The sequence below is a fragment of the Janthinobacterium darwini genome, assembly GCF_051380905.1.
Taxonomy (GTDB): Bacteria; Pseudomonadota; Gammaproteobacteria; order Burkholderiales; family Burkholderiaceae_D; genus Janthinobacterium.
The window spans coordinates 143,225-162,908 of the sequence record NZ_JBNYXX010000003.1 but is presented as its reverse complement, the minus strand read 5'-3'; the positions used below and the strand labels follow the sequence as shown (position 1 = coordinate 162,908).

The following is a 19,684-nucleotide window of genomic DNA, read 5'->3' as shown; positions in this document are numbered from 1 at the left end:
CTTATTTTTTAGCCGAATCAGCAGCAGGCGCCACTGGCGCACTGCTGCTGTCGATATCCATGTACGCCCATTCCTGGAACAGGATCGGGTGCTTCTTGTAGCCGAGTACCGACTTTTGCGCCAGCATGTTGCGGTAACGCGCATAGCCGATCAGGGCGCCCGCGTTCACTTCCAGGCGGCGCGCCATCTTGTGGAACAGTTCATCGCGCTCGGGGCTGGCCGGCATGGCCTGGCTGGCTGCATACCATTTATCGTATTCCGGGTCCTGGTAGCAGCCGTTGTTGTTCTGGTGCGTATTCGGGCCATAGAACAGCTGCATGAAGTTGTCGCCGTCCGGATAATCGGCCAGCCACGGCGCCGTGCGCGTCTGCATCTTGCACTGCTTTTCCGTCTTTAGAATGTCGGAAAAGATCATGCGGTCGTTTTCCATGCGGATGCCCAGCGAGTTATACGTCTTGCGCCACATTTCCGCCTGCAGCACGCCATTGGCTTCGTTGCGCGAAGCGTAGCGGATCAGCAGCGGCTTGCCGTCCGGCAAGGTTCGCCAGCCATCTGCGCCCTTCTTGTAACCGAATTTGTCGAGCAATTTGTTCGCCAGCACGGGATCGTATTGCAGCAGGCTTTTGTAGTGGGGATCGTAGCCGACGACGCCGGGCGGTATCGGATAGTCGAGACGCTTGGCCTGGCCATTCCAGATGATGCGGATTTCTTCATCGATATTGTGCGCCATGGCAATCGCACGGCGCAGGGCGATCTTTTCCTTGCTGAAGCCGCCGAGGGTGGGGTCTTCCATGTTCCAGTAGTAATAACTGATTTCCGGGTCCAGCAGGCGCGACAGTTGTACGCCCTTCTCCGCCAGCTCTGGACGCAGCTTGCCGTTCAGCAGCGCTTTCGGCGCCAGCGGGCCATCGAGCCAGAACACGTCCGTGCCGCCGCTCTGGAAGGACAGCCAGCGCGACTGGTCTTCGATCATCACGGAAATTTCGATGCGGTCGATGGCGGGAATGCGCTTGCCCTGCATCTGGCGCACGATGCGCTGGTCGTCCGGGTCGTCGCCGGCCATGAAATTCCAGGTTTCCGGCAAATGCTGGGGGTTGCGATTGAGAACGATGCGGTTGCCGCGCGTCCATTCACCGAGCGTGTAATAGCCGGTGCCGACGGGATTCGATCCCACTTCGCCCTTCACGTCGCCGTACTTCTCCACCACTTCACGCGCCACGGCAGCCGTCGGCACGTAGGCAAGGATCATGGGGAAATTGAAATCGGTCTTGGCCAGCGTGATGCGCAAGGTATACGGGTCGAGGATTTCCAGGCCGGCTACCTTCTTGTTGAAGTCGAGCTTGTTCGACTTGGCCGCGTCCTTCGCCAAGTCATCGAGGCCGACCACCTTGCCTTCGAACAGCCAGGTGTGGGGCGAGGCCAGGCGCGGGTCGAACAGTCGCTTCCACGAATACACATAGTCGGCCATGGTCAGTTCGCGGCGCTTGCCGCCAAACGCGGCGTCGGGCGTAAACAGGATGCCTTTTTTCAGGCGGATGGTGTAGGTCTTGCCGTCGGCTGATACTTCCGGCATCGCAGCCGCCGCGCCGGGCACCACCTTCACGGGGCGCGCCAGGTAATCATAGGTGTACAGGGTGTCGAAGACAGCCTGCGTGATGTGGTTCGAATACAGGTCGCGCGCGGTAGCCGGATCAAAGCCCGTCTCGGCGGCCGGCAAGATATAGCGCAAGGTTTTGACCGGCGCGGCCGCAGGGGCGGCATCCGCAGCAACGGCAGTGGCCGCCAGCGGCAGGGTGGCCAGGCAGGCGAGCAGCGCCATGCGCCGCATCCATGGTGACTTCATGTAATACCCTTCATCTCGATTATCTGTCGCACCGTATTGGTGCGCTTGTACTGGCTTCCCCCTGGGATACAGGATTCCACCGCCAAAACCAGTCCATCTTTGCAAGATCTATGCCTTGTTAGCAGCCAGCAGCGCCGATGGTTTGACGCGCTGGAAAACGCGTAACGATAACGCATATTTTGCATGCCGGGCGAAAAGCCGCGGCACTTCTGGCGTACGCAGCAACAAGCACCCGCGCCAACGGGGAAATTTTCCGCAACGCAACATCACCTGAGCAATGCCGCACAAATGCCCATTGGTAGAAACCCTTACGTCCGTGAATGGGCGCACTTTTTATCGAGGGACGGAAAACGCATGGCGCGGCGCAACATAAAAATAATTATCAATAATGAAATACCTCAACATTATAAAAAACACTGTTGTTTCCATCCCGAAATGTCACATTTACACGTTGACAAGGTTTCTCGGCAAGTGGTCTTATCAATCACGGCAACGCACAGTATGCCGTTCGTCCCACAGCGATTGCCAACGCAGCAATCTTTTTTATCCTAGCGAGGTTGTGTCGCAAAACGGCCAGCCGAACTTACTTTCGGAGTTTTTGAGAATGATGATGGAAACAGTTATGTCCCGCTCCGTACGCCTGATTTTTTCGGGTAGCGTAGCAGCGGTTAGCCTAGGCATGATGGCTGCGCCGGCAATGGCGCAAGACGCCAATGTCCAACGTGTGGAAATTACAGGATCGAGCATCAAACGGGCGACGGCAGAGACCGCGTCACCGGTACAGGTCATTACCCGCGATGACTTGATGAAGTCGGGCAAGGCCACCGTGGCCGAATACCTGCAAACCCTGACCGCCGATGGCGCAGGCTCCCTGCCAACGGGATTCGGCAACGGTTTTGCCGCCGGTTCCACGGCCATCTCGCTGCGCGGCCTGGGCGCCACCTCGACCCTGGTGCTGCTCAATGGCCGCCGCATGGCCCCGTTTGCGCGTGCCGATGACGGCCAGAAGAGCTTCACCGACCTCTCCACCGTGCCGATGCAGATCGTCGAACGCATCGAAATCCTCAAGGACGGTGCTTCCTCCACCTACGGCGCGGACGCCATCGCCGGCGTGGTCAACATCATCCTGCGCAAAGACTTCGAAGGCCTGACCCTGAAAGGCGATACGGGCATCTCCGGCGACAGCGATGCCAAGCAACACCGCGCCTCGCTGACCTTCGGCAAGGGCAATCTGGACACGGATAAATTCAACGTCGTCGTCAATGCCGAATACACCAAATCGGACATGCTGATGAACAATGAGCGTGCCGGCCGCAAATGGATCGGCAAGGCCGACCTGCGTCCGTACGGCTATGCGATCAACACCCAGTTCGCCGGCGGCTACATCAACGGCAACAACGATGCGAATGCCTCGCCGACAGGCCTGATCCGCGATCCCGTCACCAACAACTATGTCTCCCTGCCCGGCTGCTCCACCTTGTCCGTATCTTCGCCGCAAGATCCGAAGGGCGGCTGCCTGTGGCATCACGACCAGTTCCGCTCCATGCAGCCGAAGATCGAATCGATCAACCTGTACACACGCGGTACCTGGCAAGTCAATGCCGATACCCAGGTGTACGCGGAAGCGGGCTACTCGAAGCGCGATACGGCATTTACCCTGATACCGCCATCGATCACGCCGACCATCGCCTTCCCGCCGAACGCCGGCAGCCCGACTGGCGTCATCAACTACGGTTCCGGCGCCGGCACCACCATTGTGCTGGCCGCTGGCCACCCGCAAAATCCGTATGGCGTGCCGGTGCGCGTGCGCTACCAGGCCTTCGACGTGGGCGCCAGCACACGCCAGGCCAACAATGAATTCAACCGCATCGTGCTCGGCGTCAAAGGCAACGCCATGGGCTGGGACTACGACGCCGGCTATACGCATTCGGAATCGAAGCTGCACCTCGACTACAGCAACATGCTCAACATGGCCGTCGTCAAGGATGCCCTGGGCAATCCGAACAGCAAGTATTTCCCATACTATATCGGCGCACAGGCAGGCAAGAATCCGGCCTCGCTGTACGCGGCCATGGTGACGAACGCCACCTCCGATTCGACCACCAAGCTCGACATCATCGACTTCAAGGCCTCGCGCGAGCTGATGCAGTTGCCGGGCGGTGCCCTGGGCCTGGCCGTGGGAGCGGAACACCGCCGCGACAAGCTCGACAATCCATCGCTGTCGGGCACGGAAAACGGTTCCATTAACTCCAGCTATGTGGCAGCCAAGGGCGACAGCAAAGTCTCGGCCGTCTTCCTCGAGGTGCTGGCGCCCGTCATCAAGACGGTGGAACTGTCGGGCGCCTTGCGTTACGACAAATACGACCGTTTCTCGTCGACCACGCCGAAACTGGGCGCCAAGTGGACGCCGCTGAAAACCTTTGCCGTACGCGGTACGTATTCGGAAGGCTTCCGCGCACCGGGACCTGCGGAAAGCAATGCCAATTCGCAATCAACGGGCACCTCGACGGTCAGCGATCCCGTGCGCTGCCCGGGCGGCACGCGTTTGCCGGGCGCCAATGCGAGCGACTGCGAACTGCAAGTGGCTGCCGTCAAGATTGGCGACCCTAACCTCAAGCCGGAAAAGTCCAAGGGCTACACCCTGGGCCTGGTGTGGGATCCGTTCAACGATACCAGCCTGTCGCTGGACGGCTGGAAGATCAAGCGTGAAAACGAGATCAACCCGCTGCCGTACAACGAAGCTGCCGCCCTGCCGACCGCGATCCGCGCCGACAACAACCTGACCATCAATGGCGTCGTCACGCCGAACACGGGCACTTTGCTGATCACCAAGGCACCGTACCGCAACTCCAGCTTTACGGAGATCAAGGGTATCGACCTGGACATCAAGCAGCGGGTGCGCCTGGGCGACTACGGCCGCGCCACGTTTGGCCTGACCTGGACCCACATCGCCTCGTGGGTGCGGGCCGAATCGTCCACCGTGAGCTACCAGTTCGCTGGCACGCATGGCAACTGCGATACCTCCAACTGCGCCGGCACGCCGAAGGACAAGATCAATCTCACCGGCTCGTGGGATCTGGGCAACTGGAATGTCAGCGGCGTGCTGAACTATCGTTCGGACATGAAGAATATCCTGTTTGAAGGCAAGCCTTGCGCCTCCAAGCTGGCCGATGGCACGTCCGCGCCGAACGGTTGCAAGATCGCCTCGTTCACCACGCTCGACCTGTCGAGCCGTTGGAACGTCAACAAACAGTTGCAATTGTTTGCCTCGATCAACAACGTGACCGACAAGATCGCGCCGCTCGACCCCCTGACCTACGGCGGCATGAGCTACAACCCGATGGATGCCAGCGGCGCCATCGGCCGCTACTTCAAACTGGGCGCCAGCTACAAGTTCTTCTAAGCCCCAGCACAGGCTGCCAAGTGCAGCCTGTGCATCCGGCAGGCGCCAGTCACTATCGCCATGCCAGCCACACCAACGCCCGTTGCTCCGCAGCGGGCGTTTTATTTTGCGCGCCCGACGCCAGCACTGGGCACGGCCGCTATCTTCATTAATGCCGCACAAAATGCGCCTACTTTGTTTTAAATCACTCCCGATGACGTACTGCGTTGTTTAAGCACACAAAGCTATTTGCCATGTTGACAAGGACTTTTGTGGATCATTACAGTTGGTCAGTTGAAAAGATATACATACTTTTCAATGTTCTCGGTGCGCCAACCGGCGCGGCCGTTCTTGCCCTTTTAGCCAACCGCTTTTTCAGGAGTCTTGAACATGATCAGAGAAACACGCTTGTCCCATTCCATCCGTTTGATCTGCGCCAGCGGCCTTGCCGCTGGCCTGCTCAGCCAGCAGGCGCTGGCGCAAGAAGTCAGCGATACGAGCACCATGCAGCGCGTTGAAGTCACCGGCTCTTCCATCAAGCGGCTGGTCTCGGAAACAGCCACCCCCCTCTCCATCTTCAAGGCCGAAGATTTTGCCAAGCAGGGCTTGACCACGGCACAGGAAGTGCTCAGCAAGATACCCTCGAATTCCTCCAGCATGGGCAGCGGCAACGCCGTCGGCGGCAACACCAGCGGCTTGCCCACGGGCGGCCAGGCCAGCGCCGACTTGCGCGGCCTGGGCGGCGACAAGACCCTGGTGCTGCTCAATGGCCGGCGCATCGCCAACCATCCGTATGACGGCGCCAGCGTCGACCTGAACATCATTCCCATCGCTGCCCTGGAGCGCGTCGAAGTGCTGCGCGACGGCGCCTCGGCCATCTACGGCACGGACGCCATCGGCGGCGTCATCAACTTCATCACCAAGCGCTCGATCAATGTCACCAACATTACCGCCGAGGCGGTCGCGCCCGAACACAAGGGCGGCGGCGAGCACCGCATCAATCTGTCGACGGGCTTCGGCAAGCTCGACACGGACGGCTACAATATTTTCGGCGTGGTCGATTACCACAAGCAAAATGTACTCACGTCGCAGGACCGCGATTTTTCCAAGACCGGCATCATTCCCGAGCGGGGCCTGTCCCTCACCAGCGGCACCACCTTCCCCGGCAACTACTTCGATGCCGCGGCCAACGGCGGCAAGGGTCTGGCCGGCAATCCGTACGCGGCCACGGGCTGCAACCAGCCCCTGTCGGTAGCGGCGGCCAACGGCACCTGCCGCCAGGACTACACGCGACAGATCGACGACCTGCCGGCGCAGGAACAGGTGGCTGTCTTCGGCAAGGGCGCCTTCAAGCTGGGCGGCGGCCACCTGGCCACCGTGGAATATCTGCACTCGGAAAACAAGGTAAAAGCACGCACGGCGCCGCCGCCGCAAACGGGCTTGATCTTGCCCAATACCAGCAAATACTATCCGGGCAATACGGGCGGCGTGCCGGCCCAGCCGGGCTTGTCGGGACAGCCCCTGAGCGTCAACTGGCGGCCCGTGGAAGCGGGCCAGCGGCAGATCGATTCGGACGGCAAGGCGGACCGCCTGGTGCTGGCCCTCGAAGGCGAGCTGGCCGGATGGGACTACAAGACAGGCCTGAGCCACGCCATCAGCAAGTCGTCCGAGAAATTTACGGGCGGCTATGTGCAGGATGCCTCGTTTGCGGCCGGTGTGCTCAATGGCATCCTGAATCCCTTCGGCATGCAGGACACGGCCGGCAAGGCTTACCTGGACAGCACCGCCCTGCGCGGCGAGGTACAGAATGCCAAGGTCACCACCACGGGCTTCGACATCAAGGGCAGCCGCGAACTGATGCAGCTGGCCGGCGGCCCGCTGGCGATCGCACTGGGCGGTGAACTGCGGCGTGAAAAAGCCGACTTCAATGTCAACCGCGATATCGCCAGCCAGGCCACCAGTTCCGGCCTGTCCGGTTCTCTGTCGAAGAGCGGTTCGCGCACGATCCAGGCCGTTTTCGGCGAAGTCAACTTGCCGCTGATCAAGGATCTGGAAGTACAGCTGGCGGCACGCTTCGACCATTACAGCGACGTGGGCAGCACCACCAACCCCAAGCTGGCCCTGCGCTACCAGGCCAGCAACGCGCTGGTGCTGCGCGGCTCGGCCAGCACGGGTTTCCGCGCTCCCACCCTGTTTGAAAAGAATGCGCCGCCGTCGAAGAACGATACCAACGATTCCTACGACGATCCCATCCTCTGCCCGGGCGGCGTGCCACAGCCGGGCGCCAATCCCCTGCGCGATTGCGACTTGCAGCAATTCAAGCTGCAAGGCGGGAATGAAAAGTTGAAACCGGAAAAATCCACCACCTTCGCCTTCGGCCTGGTGCTCGAACCGGTCAAGGAAGTCACCGTCGCCATCGATTACTGGAACATCCATCTGAAGGACAAGATTTCGTCCCTGCCTGAACAATCCATCTACGGTAACTACGAAAAATACAAGGCCTTGTTCCTGCGCAATCCCGACGGTTCGCCTTTCGCCATCCTGGACTTGAACGACAACCTCGGCGAAGTGAAAACCGACGGTATCGACGTCAGCCTGAATGCACGCCTGGGGCGCGGCACCTACGGCGATTTCAGCGTGTCGGTCGATGGCACCTGGACCCACAAGTATGACTACCAGAATGAGCGCGGTGGCGAATTCATTGCCAACGTGGGCCGCTATGCGGATAACAATCCTGTGTTCCGCTGGAAACACACGGCGGCCCTCAACTGGCGCTTGGGCAACTGGGGCGCCACCGTGTCGCAATCGTTCAAGTCCGGCTACACGGACCAGAACCAGGTCGATCCGCAGTACCGGCACGATGTGCCCTCCTACAGCCTGCTGAACGTGTCGGGGAGCTACGTATGGAAAGGCTTGCTGCTGACGGCCGGCGTGAAGAACCTGTTCGACAAGGAACCACCGTTCTCGAACCAGGGCACCCTGTTCCAGAAAGGCTATGACCCACGCTACACGGACCCGATCGGGCGCGCCTACTACCTGCGCGGCAGCTATACGTTCTAAGGGAGATGGGCTGAAACAGCGATAAACGGGGCAGCGCTGGCAAGCGTTTGCCTGCAGCACGAAGGACGGCGCCAGCAGGTATGCTGAGCGCCGTTTTATTTTACGCGCCTGACCGCGCCTGGCAAGGGTTGGCGATACTTTATTCCTGAAGTAATGCAAAAAAAATAGCAATATGTTGCATTTCGTCCAAAAAGTCTGCACGAAATTGACAATCTGAATGGTGAATGTTTTGATGAGGGCCCAGAAAATTTACAGAATTTTCATTGGTGGATTTTCAAAAAGGCAAATAAATTGTTGGCAAGCAACAAGTTATTTCAAAATAATTGCCGCCTTTATCACAATAACAAGGAATTTCAGATGATGATAGAAAATGTAATATCGCGGTCGCTGCGCCTGATGTTTGCAGGCGGCATGGCCCTGAGCATGCACGCCGCGTATGCGCAAGAAACAACGGATGGCGCCATGCAACGCGTGGAAGTCACAGGTTCGAGCATCAAGCGTCTGGCATCGGAGACAGCGCTGCCGATCACCTCGATCAAGGCCGATGATTTCGCCAAGCAAGGCTTGACGACGGCACAGGAAGTCCTGTCCACCATTTCCATGAATCAGAGTTCGCAAAGCAGCTCGCAATCCGTCGGTTCCGGTACGGGCGGCCAGTCCGTCGCCGACCTGCGCGGCATCGGCGGCGACAAGACCCTGGTCCTGCTGAACGGCCGCCGTATTGCCAGCCACCCATTCAACGGTTCGTCCGTCGACCTGAACATCATTCCGATCTCGGCCCTCGAACGCGTTGAAGTGCTGCGCGACGGCGCTTCCGCCATCTACGGTACCGACGCCATCGGCGGCGTGATCAACTTCATCACCAAGCGTTCCGTCAAGGGCGGCTCCGTCACTGTCGAGCATTACGAGCCACAAAAAGCGGGTGGCGGCGACGAGTCGCGCCTGAACTTGTCCGGCGGCTACGGCGATCTGAACAAAGATGGCTTCAACGTCTTCGGCGTGGTCGATGTACATCGCCAGGCGGCGCTGAGCACGGCCGACCGTTCCTTCTCGAAGAGCGGCTACATCCCGAGCAAGGGCGTGGATAACCTGAGCGGCACCACCTTCCCTGCCAACTTCTACGACACCGGCAATGGCCTGATTGGCAACCCGGCCTTCGCCGGCGGTTGCGTGGGCGAGAACCTGTACAAGAATACTTCGGGCAAGAGCACCTGCGCCATGGATGTCACACCATTCATCCAGGCCATCCCGAAAACCCAGCAGGAATCCTTCCTGGGCAAGGCCAGCTTCAAGCTGAACCAGGATCACCTGGCCACCATCGAATACCTGCACTCGCGCAGCACCAACGAGGCGCGCATTTCGCCGCCGCCGATGTCGAACATCGGCATCCTCATGTCGTCGAGCTCCCCTTACTATCCAGGCGGCAGCGGCGGTGTACCAGCCGTGGCGGGCCTGTCGGGCGAGCCGCTGGACATCAGCTGGCGTCCGGTGGCGTCAGGCCAGCGCAGCGGCTTCGACACCAGCACCTCGGACCGCCTGGTACTGGCTTCCGAAGGCGTCCTGGGTGCGTGGGACTACAACGTCGGCCTCAGCCACTCCGTCAGCAAGGCCACCAGCGCCTTCACGGGCGGCTACCTGAATGACCAGCGCATCATCGACGGCATCGGCAATGGCATCCTGAACCCGTTCGGCGAGCAGAGCGCCGCCGGCGCGGCATACCTGAAGGATTCCGTCCTGAAAGGCGAATACCTGAGCGCGAAGATGACCAGCACCGCGGTCGACGCCAAGGTCAGCCGCGAGCTGTTCGACCTGCCGGCTGGCGCCGTCGGCTTCGCCGTCGGTACGGAATTCCGCAACGACAAGGCCGAATACAACGTGAACCGGGATCTGGCCGGCCAGGCATCGAGCTCCGGCTACGCCGAAGCGCAGAACCAGTCGGGCAGCCGCAATATCAGCGCCATCTTCTCGGAACTGAGCATTCCTGTCGTGAAAGACCTGGAACTGTCGCTGGCAGCCCGCTATGACCACTATAACGACGTCGGCGGCAGCTTCAATCCGAAAGTCGGCGTGCGCTGGCAGCCAACGAGCCAGGTGCTGCTGCGCAGCTCCTACAACACTGGCTTCCGCGCGCCAACACTGTATGACCTGCATGGTCCGCAAACCAAGACCTTCACGGCCAACAAGTACGACGATCCACGCCTGTGCCCAGGCGGCGTACCGATTCCTGGCGCCAACAGCAATGTCGCCTGCGGCGCGCAGCAGTACATCCGCTCGGGTGGCAATCCGGACGTCGGCCCGGAAAAATCGAAAACCTTCAGCGCCGGTATCGTCATCGAGCCTACCAAGTCGCTGACCGTCTCGCTCGATTACTTCCAGATCAAGCTGCGCGACAAGATCGGCACCGTGGCCGAACAGACCCTGTTCGACAACTACGCCAAGTATCAGAGCAACTTCATCTATACCGCTGATGGCAAGCTCGATTATGTGCTGGCCACCCTGGGCAACCTGGGCGAAATGCACACCTCGGGCATCGACCTGGGCCTGAACTGGAAATTGCCACGTAGCCAGTATGGCAACTTCACGTTCGCCTTTGACGGCACCTGGGTACAGAAGTATGAGTACCAGAACGAACGCGGCGGCGAATTCGTGCAAAACGTGGGCGTGTATGGCGACAATGCACCGGTATTCCGCTGGAGACACAATGCCTCCCTGCAATGGAATATGGACAAGTGGAATGCCACGCTGTCCAACAAGTACATGAGCGGCTACCGCGACCAGAACTATGTCGATCCGCAATTCGAGCAAAGCGTCAAGGCTTACTCGGTATGGTCGCTGTCGGGCGCGTACTCCGGCTTCAAGAATACCGAAGTCACCGTGGGCGTAAAAAATCTGCTGAACGAAGATCCACCGTTCAGTAACCAGATCGGCACCTTCCAGTCCGGCTACGATCCGCGTTACACTGATCCGCTGGGCCGTACTTTCTACGTGCGCGCTACCTACAAGTTCTAAGTACACCTGACACAAGCTACTGCGCGTCGCGATTTGCAGCCTGCGATGCTCACTGTGCTCAAGCACAGTTCCGCGTCTCGGCCGCAACTCGTTGCCGCTCGCCACGCTTCTGTCAGGCGTCTTGAATGAAGTAAAAAAGCCCGGAAAGCTTAGCTTTCCGGGCTTTTTTTCATGCTGCGCGCCACGTCATTTCATTCCGCGTCGCCCTGCAGGCGGCGTTGCTTGACGGCCGCCGCCAGGTTTTCCAGCACGGCCACACTGGCGCTCCAGTCGATGCAGCCATCCGTGACGGACTGGCCATAGATCAATTCCTTGCCCGGGATCAAATCCTGGCGCCCCGCCACCAGGTGCGATTCCACCATGACGCCGACGATGCGGCCATCGCCACCTGCCACCTGGCTGGCGATGTCGGCACACACGGGGATCTGGTTTTCCGGTTTTTTCGAGCTGTTCGCATGCGAGGCGTCGATCATCAGACGCGCCGCCAGGCCCTGCGCGGCGATGGCCTTGCAGGCCTCGTCCACGCTGGCAGCATCATAGTTGGGCGTCTTGCCACCGCGCAAAATGATATGGCAATCCTCGTTGCCGTTGGTCGAGACGATGGCCGAGTGGCCGCCCTTCGTGACGGAAAGAAAATGGTGCGGCTGCGAGGCGGCCTTGATGGCTTCCACGGCGATTTTCACATTGCCGTCCGTGCCATTCTTGAAGCCGACGGGACACGACAGTCCCGAGGCCAGCTCGCGGTGCACCTGCGACTCCGTGGTGCGCGCGCCGATAGCGCCCCAGCTGATCAGGTCGGCAATGTATTGCGGGCTGATCACGTCGAGGAACTCGGTGCCGGCCGGCAAGCCCAGCTCATTGATATCGCGCAACAGTTCGCGCGCCATGCGCAAGCCATCGTTGATGCGGAAGCTGTTGTCCATGTACGGGTCGTTGATCAGGCCCTTCCAGCCCACCGTGGTGCGCGGTTTTTCGAAGTAGACGCGCATGACGATTTCCAGTTCGCCCGCGAAACGCGCGCGCTCCTTGACCAGCAGGCGCGCATATTCCATCGCCGCCTTGGTATCGTGGATGGAGCAAGGCCCGATCACCACCATCAGACGGTCATCCTGGCCATGCAAGATACGGTGCAGGGCGATACGGGCGCTGGCAGCAGTCTGTTCGGCTTGCTCCGAGCAGGCGAATTCGCGGATCAGGTGGGACGGCGGGGTCAATTCCTTCATTTCGCGAATTCGCAAATCATCGGTGCGGGGCATCATTTTCTCCAAAATTTAAGGAAGGGTAAAACATCTGGGTAAAAAAAAACCGCCATCAGTGGCGGTTTTTTAGAATTTGCTGGGATCTCGTTTTTTGCTGCTACGTGAACCGACCGCTACTCCACCGCCTTTGGGTTGGAATTGCTAAAGTAAAAATAAGCGGTAAAAAAGTGGCGAGCGAACATGCGAGTCATCCATAAGTGATGAACGACTATAAACCTAAATTGCAAGGGTTGGCAAGCATATTTGTCGGCAAAGCCGCATGCCGCCGCCGTTTTACACTGCAAAGTGCGTAAAAAAGTATAAAAAGTTGCGCGCTGTCGATACGCCTCGGCTGGCTGGCAACGCTGTGGCCGCCGTGGCGCACTCTCCACGCCAGCCCTTTTTTGACAGTGGCAAGCGACGCACTACTGATGCAGATCGAATGCCGCCCAGGCCACACGGCCAGGACTTCAGGGCGGCCCGCCCTTTCCGGCCTGACCTCCAGGAGCATCGCATGATTTACGCTACAACTGCCGCTCCATTTTCACCACCACTTTTAAGGCGCAGGTGTTTGGGGTTGGCCCCTGATTCAAGCCGTGCCGCCAACCGTGATGCCATCCAGGCGCAAGGTCGGCTGCCCTACGCCCACGGGCACGCTCTGCCCCTCCTTGCCGCACACGCCCACACCCGAGTCCAGGCGCATGTCGTTGCCGATCATAGAGACGCGGCTGAGTACGTCCGGACCATTGCCGATCAGGGTCGCCCCCTTGACCGGGTAGCTGAGCTTGCCGTTTTCGATCATGTACGCTTCGCTGGCCGAGAAGACGAACTTGCCGTTTGTAATATCGACCTGACCGCCGCCAAAGTTGACTGCATACAAGCCGTTCTTCACGGAAGCGAGGATTTCACCCGGGTCCCGGTCGCCGCCCAGCATATAAGTGTTCGTCATGCGCGGCATGGGCAGGTGGGCGAACGATTCGCGGCGCGCATTGCCCGTCACGGGCATCTTCATCAGGCGCGCATTCATGGTGTCCTGAATGTAGCCCTTCAGGATGCCATCCTCGATCAGGGTCGTGCACTGCGTCGGATTGCCCTCGTCGTCGATGTTCAGGGAGCCACGCCGGCCAGCCAGGGTGCCGTCATCGACCACGGTGACGCCCTTGGCGGCCACGCGTTCGCCGATGCGTCCGGAAAATGCGGACGAACCCTTGCGGTTAAAATCGCCTTCCAGGCCATGGCCGATGGCTTCATGCAACAGGATGCCGGGCCAGCCCGGTCCCAGCACGATGGTCATGGGACCGGCTGGCGCGGGGCGCGCTTCCAGGTTCACCAGTGCCGAATTGACAGCCTCGGCCGCGTATTGTTCCAACACGGCATCGCTGAAATAGTCATAGCTGAAACGCCCGCCGCCACCGGCCGAACCCGTTTCGCGGCGACCATTTTGTTCCGCGATGACGGTGAGCGAGACGCGCACCAGCGGGCGGATATCGGCCGCCAGCACGCCGTCGCTGCGCAGCACCAGCACCACGTCGTATTCGCCCGCCAGGCCCGCCATCACCTGCACCACGCGAGGATCTTTCGCCCGCGCCATCTTTTCCACGCGCTCGAGCAATTGCACCTTGGCCGTGGCGTCCAGCGAGGCGAGCGGATCGTTGGGCAGGTACAAGGAACGTCCGCCCTGCGCCAGCATCTGGCCCGCGATCTTGACTCTGCCGGCACCCGCGCGTGCGATGGTGCGCGTGGCCGCCGCCGCTTCCAGCAAGGCCCGCTCGGAAATGTCGTCGGAATACGCAAAGGCCGTCTTGTCGCCGGACACGGCGCGCACGCCCACGCCCTGGTCGATGGAAAAACTGCCCGTCTTGACGATGCCCTCTTCCAGACTCCAGCCTTCGCTCTTGGTCGACTGGAAATACAGGTCGGCATAGTCGACCTTGTGTGTAAACATCGTGCCCAGAGCCTTGAGCAGCTTGTCTTCGTCCAGGCCAAACGGCGTAAGCAGGAGTTCGCGCGCCACGGCCAGGCTGGACAGATTGGGTTCAAATGGGATCATGGCTATCTATTCTTTACATTTACATGGTGCGGTGGGCTAAAGCGGGCAAGGATTCGCGCACGCCGGCCAAAAACAGCAGGTCGATTTCACCGCTCACCACGCCCTCGCCTTCGGGCAACACGGCTTTCACTTCTCCCCACGGGTCGATCAGCATGCTGTGGCCCCAGGTACGCCGGCCGTTCGGGTGCAGGCCACCCTGCGCCGAAGCCAGCACATAGCACTGGTTTTCGATGGCGCGCGCACGCAGCAGCACTTCCCAATGGGCGCTGCCCGTCGTATGGGTAAACGCGGCCGGCACGACAATCAGCGCGCAATCGCCCATGGCGCGGTACAGCTCGGGAAAGCGCAGGTCATAGCAGATGGACAGGCCGACGCGGCCGAACGGCGTCTCGATAGCGCGCACTTGCGCCCCGGGCACGATGGTGCGCGATTCGTTGTAGGACTCGGTGCCGCGCGTAAAACCGAACAGGTGGATCTTGTCGTAGCGGCCGGCCGGCGCGCCTTGCGGGTCGTACACCAGCGTGGTATTCAAGACCTTGCCCTCCTCGCCGGAGATCAGTGGCAAGGTGCCGCCGATCAGCCAGATGCCATGCTGGCGCGCCATCTGCGCCATGCCATCCTGGATAGGGCCGCTGCCGGGCTGTTCCGCATGGGCCAGCTTGTCCGTTTCCTGCCTGCCCATGATGGCCCAGTATTCGGGCAGCACCACCAGCTGCGCGCCACCGGCGGCGGCCTGCGCCACCAGGCGCCGCGCCGTGGCCAGGTTGTCTTCCACGGACGGCGAGGAAATCATTTGTATTGCTGCGACTGTATGCATCATTGCCACCTCTTATCCATTCGAACGCCTCGCTTATTTCGCCACAGCCTCCGCCGCTGCAGCGGCAGGAACAGCGACAGGCTCCAATTTACCACCGTCGAGCTTGGTCACGACGGGCGACTTCCACGGGCCGGCGATCTGCATATGGTAAGTGAGCGCCTTCATCACGGGCGCGCGCAGGAACAATTGCGCCAGGAAGCTGCCCAGGCCGATGACGGGATTGACAGCCAGCGCATACACGAGCGGCCCCGTGCCCAGGTTAAATTCCGGGATCACCACCACGTGCAAATTCGTCGTTTCATTGGCGATGTCGGCCGTGCCATCCATCAGTACGGTGGCCGCCACGCCGTGCATCTTGAGGTTGTCGGTGGTCACCACGCCCCGTTTGATGCTGGCGTTGGCCGTGATGCCGTCGAAGGCCAGGCCTTCGGAAAACACGTCGTGAAAATCGAGTTTCAGCAAACGGGGCAAGGCTTGCAGGCTGAGCACGCCCAACAGCTTGGCCGCGCCCGGATCCTGCTTGAGGAACTGGCCCGACTCCACATTCATCTCGATCTGCCCCGACAGGGTAGGAATGTCCAGCGAATACGGCAAGCCGTTCCAGGCGATGTCGCCGCTCAGGCGCCCCTTGCCGCGACGCACCGTGTCGGCAAAGCCGAAGCGGTCGAGCAACTTGCCCGCATCGACGATATCGAGGCCAAAACGCAGGCTGGTCGTGCTTTGCCCATCCTTGATGACCCATTTGCCATTGCCGCTCAGCGCGCCATCGGGATTCGACAATTGCAGTTTGCCCACGCGCCACTCGCGCCCGCCCGCCGCCATGGTGTTATAGGCCTGCAACTCCAGCCGGCCGATCTTCTTGTTGAACAGTTCAAATTGCTCGGCGATGATATCGAGCGAAGGGATCGACTGGGCGCCGCTCTTGCCTTCCAGCAAATTTTTCACATCGTTGGCGGCCGATTCCGGAATAATCAGCGAGGACAGGCGCGCCGTCATCTTGCCCAGGCCGGACGGTGTTTCCAGCCACGTCACATAGCCCGACACTTGTTTCGCGTCAATATTGGCTTGCCACACATCCTTTTGATGCGTGGCGCCGACCACCACGTTTTCCAGCTTGCGCTCGCCCAGCATCAGTTCGCTGGCGCGCGCCGCCATCATGTCCGGCACCACGTATTGCGCGATATCGGGCGCGTCGTCGGCGCTACCGCCCGCCTCGGCTGGCGTCGTGGCGCTGCCGGCGATTTCGCTGCCGACGGCGATCCAGCTATCCACATCCAGCGTTTTCATATTCACGTTGAGCATCATGCCGCTGTCCGGTTCCGGCGCCGGTACGTTCACGCCGATGCCGCCGCGCATCAGGCGCCAGGCATCCTTGCCCTGCTTCTGGCGCTGGTAGCGGGCAGCGATGCCAGACCCCAGCGCGATGCGGATATCGTCCGTGCGCAGGCCGGCGCCGTTCGCCGCGTTGCCCGTCAGGGTAAATTTCACGGGCAGGCTATCGCCGGCGGGCTTTTTCAGGGGGGCGGGGAAATCCAGGCCCAGGCCCGTCAGCGGCGACTCGACATTGACCACCACCTGATGGTCGCGCGCCGTGATCAGGCCGCTGTAGCGCGCGCCGCCGTTCAAATGTTTCGCCAGGCGCTGCAGCACCGGTGCCGGATACGTCTTGCGCAAGCCATCGATGGTCATGTTGCCCGCGATTTTCACCTGGATGGAATTGTCCGCCTGCGTGCCACCCGAGATGGCCAGCGGCCCGCCCAGCAGGCTGCCATTCAAGCCATTCAGGTTGACGCCCTTTTCGTTGAACTCGATCTTGCCCTGCGTGCCCAGCACGGGCGGCATGTCATGGAACAGCACCACGTCATTGCCCGCCAGTTGCAAGCTGCCCTGCACGGTCGACTCCAGCATGCGCTCGATCGGCAAGTGCAATTTGAGGGCCAGCCTGGCGTTACCCGTCGCCGTCGTTTCATCCGTGAAATGTTCGATCCAGCCCAGCACGGGGCTGGCCGTCACATACTTGAGGAATTCCTGCATGGGACCGGCCGCGTTGCCGTCGATGTCGAGCAAGGTGTCGAATACGGTCAGGTCGGGAATCACGGCTTTGACATTCGTCAAGGCCACGCCGCCCGTCATGGCCGTATCGCCGCGAATTTCCATGCGCGCCCGCTCAAAAATAAAGCTGCCCTTGATTTTTTCCGCCTGCGGCCACAGGGGCGCCTTGCCCGCCAGCGGTCCGTTTTCCGCAAATTCCCCAGGCGCATAATTCAGGATGCCATTCTCGATCTTGCCGGCAACACGGAAGTCGCCACGGCTGCGCTGGGCAGGCGTATCAGCCTTGAAGGGGAAGTGCTCAAGTTCGCCACGCAGGCGCAGGCTGACATCGCGCGCCACGCCGCCTTCCAGCGCACCCGTCAGCCAGTGGCGCAGGTGCTCGGGCGTTTGCAGCGGCAGATAACGGCCAATGGTGTTGATCTGGAAATTGTCGATCGTCCCCGTCAAATCGACCTGGCCCAGGTTCTTGCCGTCGAGCGGCATGCGGTGCGTGCCTTGCAGGGCGACGCGCAAGCCTTGCTGATTGAAGTCGAGCTTGTCCAGCCCGACTTGCAGCATATTCTCCGCTTCAAAGGTCCAGCGCGCCTGCATGGCGAATTGTTCGAACGGCAAGGCCGGCTCGCTCAGGTAGGTGGGAAATTGCAGCACCAGGTCTTGCGCGTCGATGCTGATGCTGCCGCCCTTGTCATTGGCGTCAATGCTGCCGCTCAGGTGGTCGAAGCCTGGAATGGCTGGCGCGGCCGCCTGTGCAGGGCTGCTCGCCGTCTTCGCCACGGCCAAGCGCGCCGGCTGCGCATTCAAGCCCAGGTCGATGAGTTTGCCGCGCAGGCGGTAGCTGGCGGGCGTGGCCATGTCGCCTTCCCATTGCGCTGAAAAATCCTGCAAACGTCCGCGCGGCGCCAGAGCGTCGAGGCGCTGGCGCTGCTGCTCGCCCAGCGGCAGCTTGTCGGCCAGCGCGGCCAGGGTTTGCAAATCGAGGGACTTGGCCGTGATTTCCGTGCGCGCCGGCTTGCGTTTGGTGGCGGCAACAAAGCGTTCGGACAAGGTCGTGGGCGGCAAGCTGAGGCCATCGCGCGTTTCCACTGCGAAATTCGTCAACTCCACCTGGTGTCCATTCGCGCCAAAGGTTGGCTTGCCGTCCGGCACTTGCGCCGACAGCTCTTCCTTTGCCGAAATGCGCCCGCTGACGGACAGCAAATCGAGCGGGGCGATATGCTCGCCCAACTGCGCCTGCACATCCGTCAAGCCCACATCGGCCGTGAAGCCGGCCAGGCGCGCGTGATCCAGGCTCAGCCAGGCGCGCAGGGCGCCCTTGCCCTGGCTCAATTCAAACGGATAGTCGAGATAGCTGCGCCAGGCGGCCAAATCGGCGTTTTTCAGGTCGGCGTACAACTCGCCCTTCCACATCGACACATCCGAGATGCGCGTGCTGAAAGGGGGATGCGTGAAGTGAGCGCGCACATCGATAGGCGCGGCCAGGCTGGCAGGCGGCGTGGCCTGCAAGCCCAGCCGGTGGCTGCGCCAGCGGTTGCGCAGCAACAAGTTGACCTGGCTTAAAGCCAGCTCCGGCGTGCCGCGCGCTTCATCCGTCCAGCGCACCTTGCCGTCGTGAATGATGATCTCATGCTGGGACAGCAGCCAGTCGGCGCCCTTGCCATCGCTGCCCTGGGTGCTGTCGAGCAGCACGCCGGCCACATACAGTTTGCCATCCGTGCTGCGCCGCACATCGAGGTCGGGCCGCGTGATTTCCAGGGTCTCGAAACGCACGGAGCCGAGCACGCTCCACCACGACACGGTGGCCGAGACACTTGGCAGGCTCAGCGCCTGACGGCCTGCCTGGTCGCGCAAGCTCACGTCGCCCAGGAAAAGATTCGGCCGCACGCCATGCCACGAGGCATAAATACGCGCGATGCTGACAGGGTTGCCCAGCGCGCGGCTGGCCGCCCGCTCGATATCACCCTTGTAGTAATCGATATTCGGCAGGATGGCGTAGCGCAGGAATAAAAACAGCACGGCGAAGGCGAAATACGCGAGCAGCACCAGTTTGATGGTAAAACCCAACACATGGTGGGTGGCCAGGTTGGCCATGCGATAGGCGGCACGCAGCCGCTGCCAGCGCAGGGCCAATGGCACATGTTCTGTCACGCTTGCTTCTGGCGGTTTTTGCATCAATAAGCTAATAAACTGGCCCGGCGTCAAATAATGGCAAAAATCGTCTGCATTCGTGGTGCGC

Annotated in this window: 8 protein-coding genes; 3 read left to right on the top strand and 5 right to left on the bottom strand. The window is 60.8% G+C overall.

Translation table 11 applies throughout. The features are described from left to right. Position 1: 1 nt before the first annotated feature. Positions 2 to 1,843 (bottom strand): ABC transporter substrate-binding protein, encoded by a 1,842-nt coding sequence (locus ACQ4WZ_RS19095; RefSeq protein WP_166674922.1) that lies wholly within the window; start codon positions 1,841 to 1,843, stop codon positions 2 to 4. A gap of 622 nt (positions 1,844 to 2,465) precedes the next feature. Between ACQ4WZ_RS19095 and ACQ4WZ_RS19090 the strand changes: the two genes are divergently transcribed. The 3 genes from ACQ4WZ_RS19090 (at position 2,466) to ACQ4WZ_RS19080 (ending at position 11,294) form a co-directional block, all read left to right on the top strand. Beyond that, on the top strand, positions 2,466 to 5,246 hold the full coding sequence (locus ACQ4WZ_RS19090; RefSeq protein ID WP_101484072.1) for a TonB-dependent receptor: 2,781 nt from the start codon (positions 2,466 to 2,468) through the stop codon (positions 5,244 to 5,246). A 369-nt stretch (positions 5,247 to 5,615) separates the two neighbouring features. After that, positions 5,616 to 8,285: a TonB-dependent receptor gene (locus tag ACQ4WZ_RS19085; RefSeq protein WP_436574236.1), complete on the top strand. Its 2,670-nt coding sequence runs from the start codon at positions 5,616 to 5,618 to the stop codon at positions 8,283 to 8,285. A gap of 357 nt (positions 8,286 to 8,642) precedes the next feature. Continuing rightward, positions 8,643 to 11,294 carry a TonB-dependent receptor gene (locus tag ACQ4WZ_RS19080; RefSeq protein ID WP_436574235.1) on the top strand — a complete coding sequence of 884 codons (2,652 nt, stop codon included), beginning with the start codon at positions 8,643 to 8,645 and terminating at the stop codon, positions 11,292 to 11,294. A 191-nt stretch (positions 11,295 to 11,485) separates the two neighbouring features. Here ACQ4WZ_RS19080 and aroG read toward each other — a convergent pair whose 3' ends face one another. The 4 genes from aroG to ACQ4WZ_RS19060 all read right to left on the bottom strand — a co-directional run bounded on the left by aroG (position 11,486) and on the right by ACQ4WZ_RS19060 (position 19,596). After that, positions 11,486 to 12,550 carry a 3-deoxy-7-phosphoheptulonate synthase AroG gene (gene aroG, locus ACQ4WZ_RS19075; protein WP_086146852.1) on the bottom strand — a complete coding sequence of 355 codons (1,065 nt, stop codon included), beginning with the start codon at positions 12,548 to 12,550 and terminating at the stop codon, positions 11,486 to 11,488. Between the two features lie 571 nt (positions 12,551 to 13,121). Then, a complete protein-coding gene (tldD, locus tag ACQ4WZ_RS19070; RefSeq protein WP_101484070.1) occupies positions 13,122 to 14,582 on the bottom strand; it encodes a metalloprotease TldD in 1,461 nt (486 codons plus the stop codon). A 19-nt stretch (positions 14,583 to 14,601) separates the two neighbouring features. Next, entirely contained in the window at positions 14,602 to 15,402 is an 801-nt protein-coding gene (locus tag ACQ4WZ_RS19065; protein WP_133994026.1) for a carbon-nitrogen hydrolase family protein, read from the bottom strand. Positions 15,403 to 15,432: 30 nt separating this feature from the next. Further along, positions 15,433 to 19,596 (bottom strand): YhdP family protein, encoded by a 4,164-nt coding sequence (locus ACQ4WZ_RS19060; protein WP_436574234.1) that lies wholly within the window; start codon positions 19,594 to 19,596, stop codon positions 15,433 to 15,435. Positions 19,597 to 19,684: the final 88 nt, after the last annotated feature.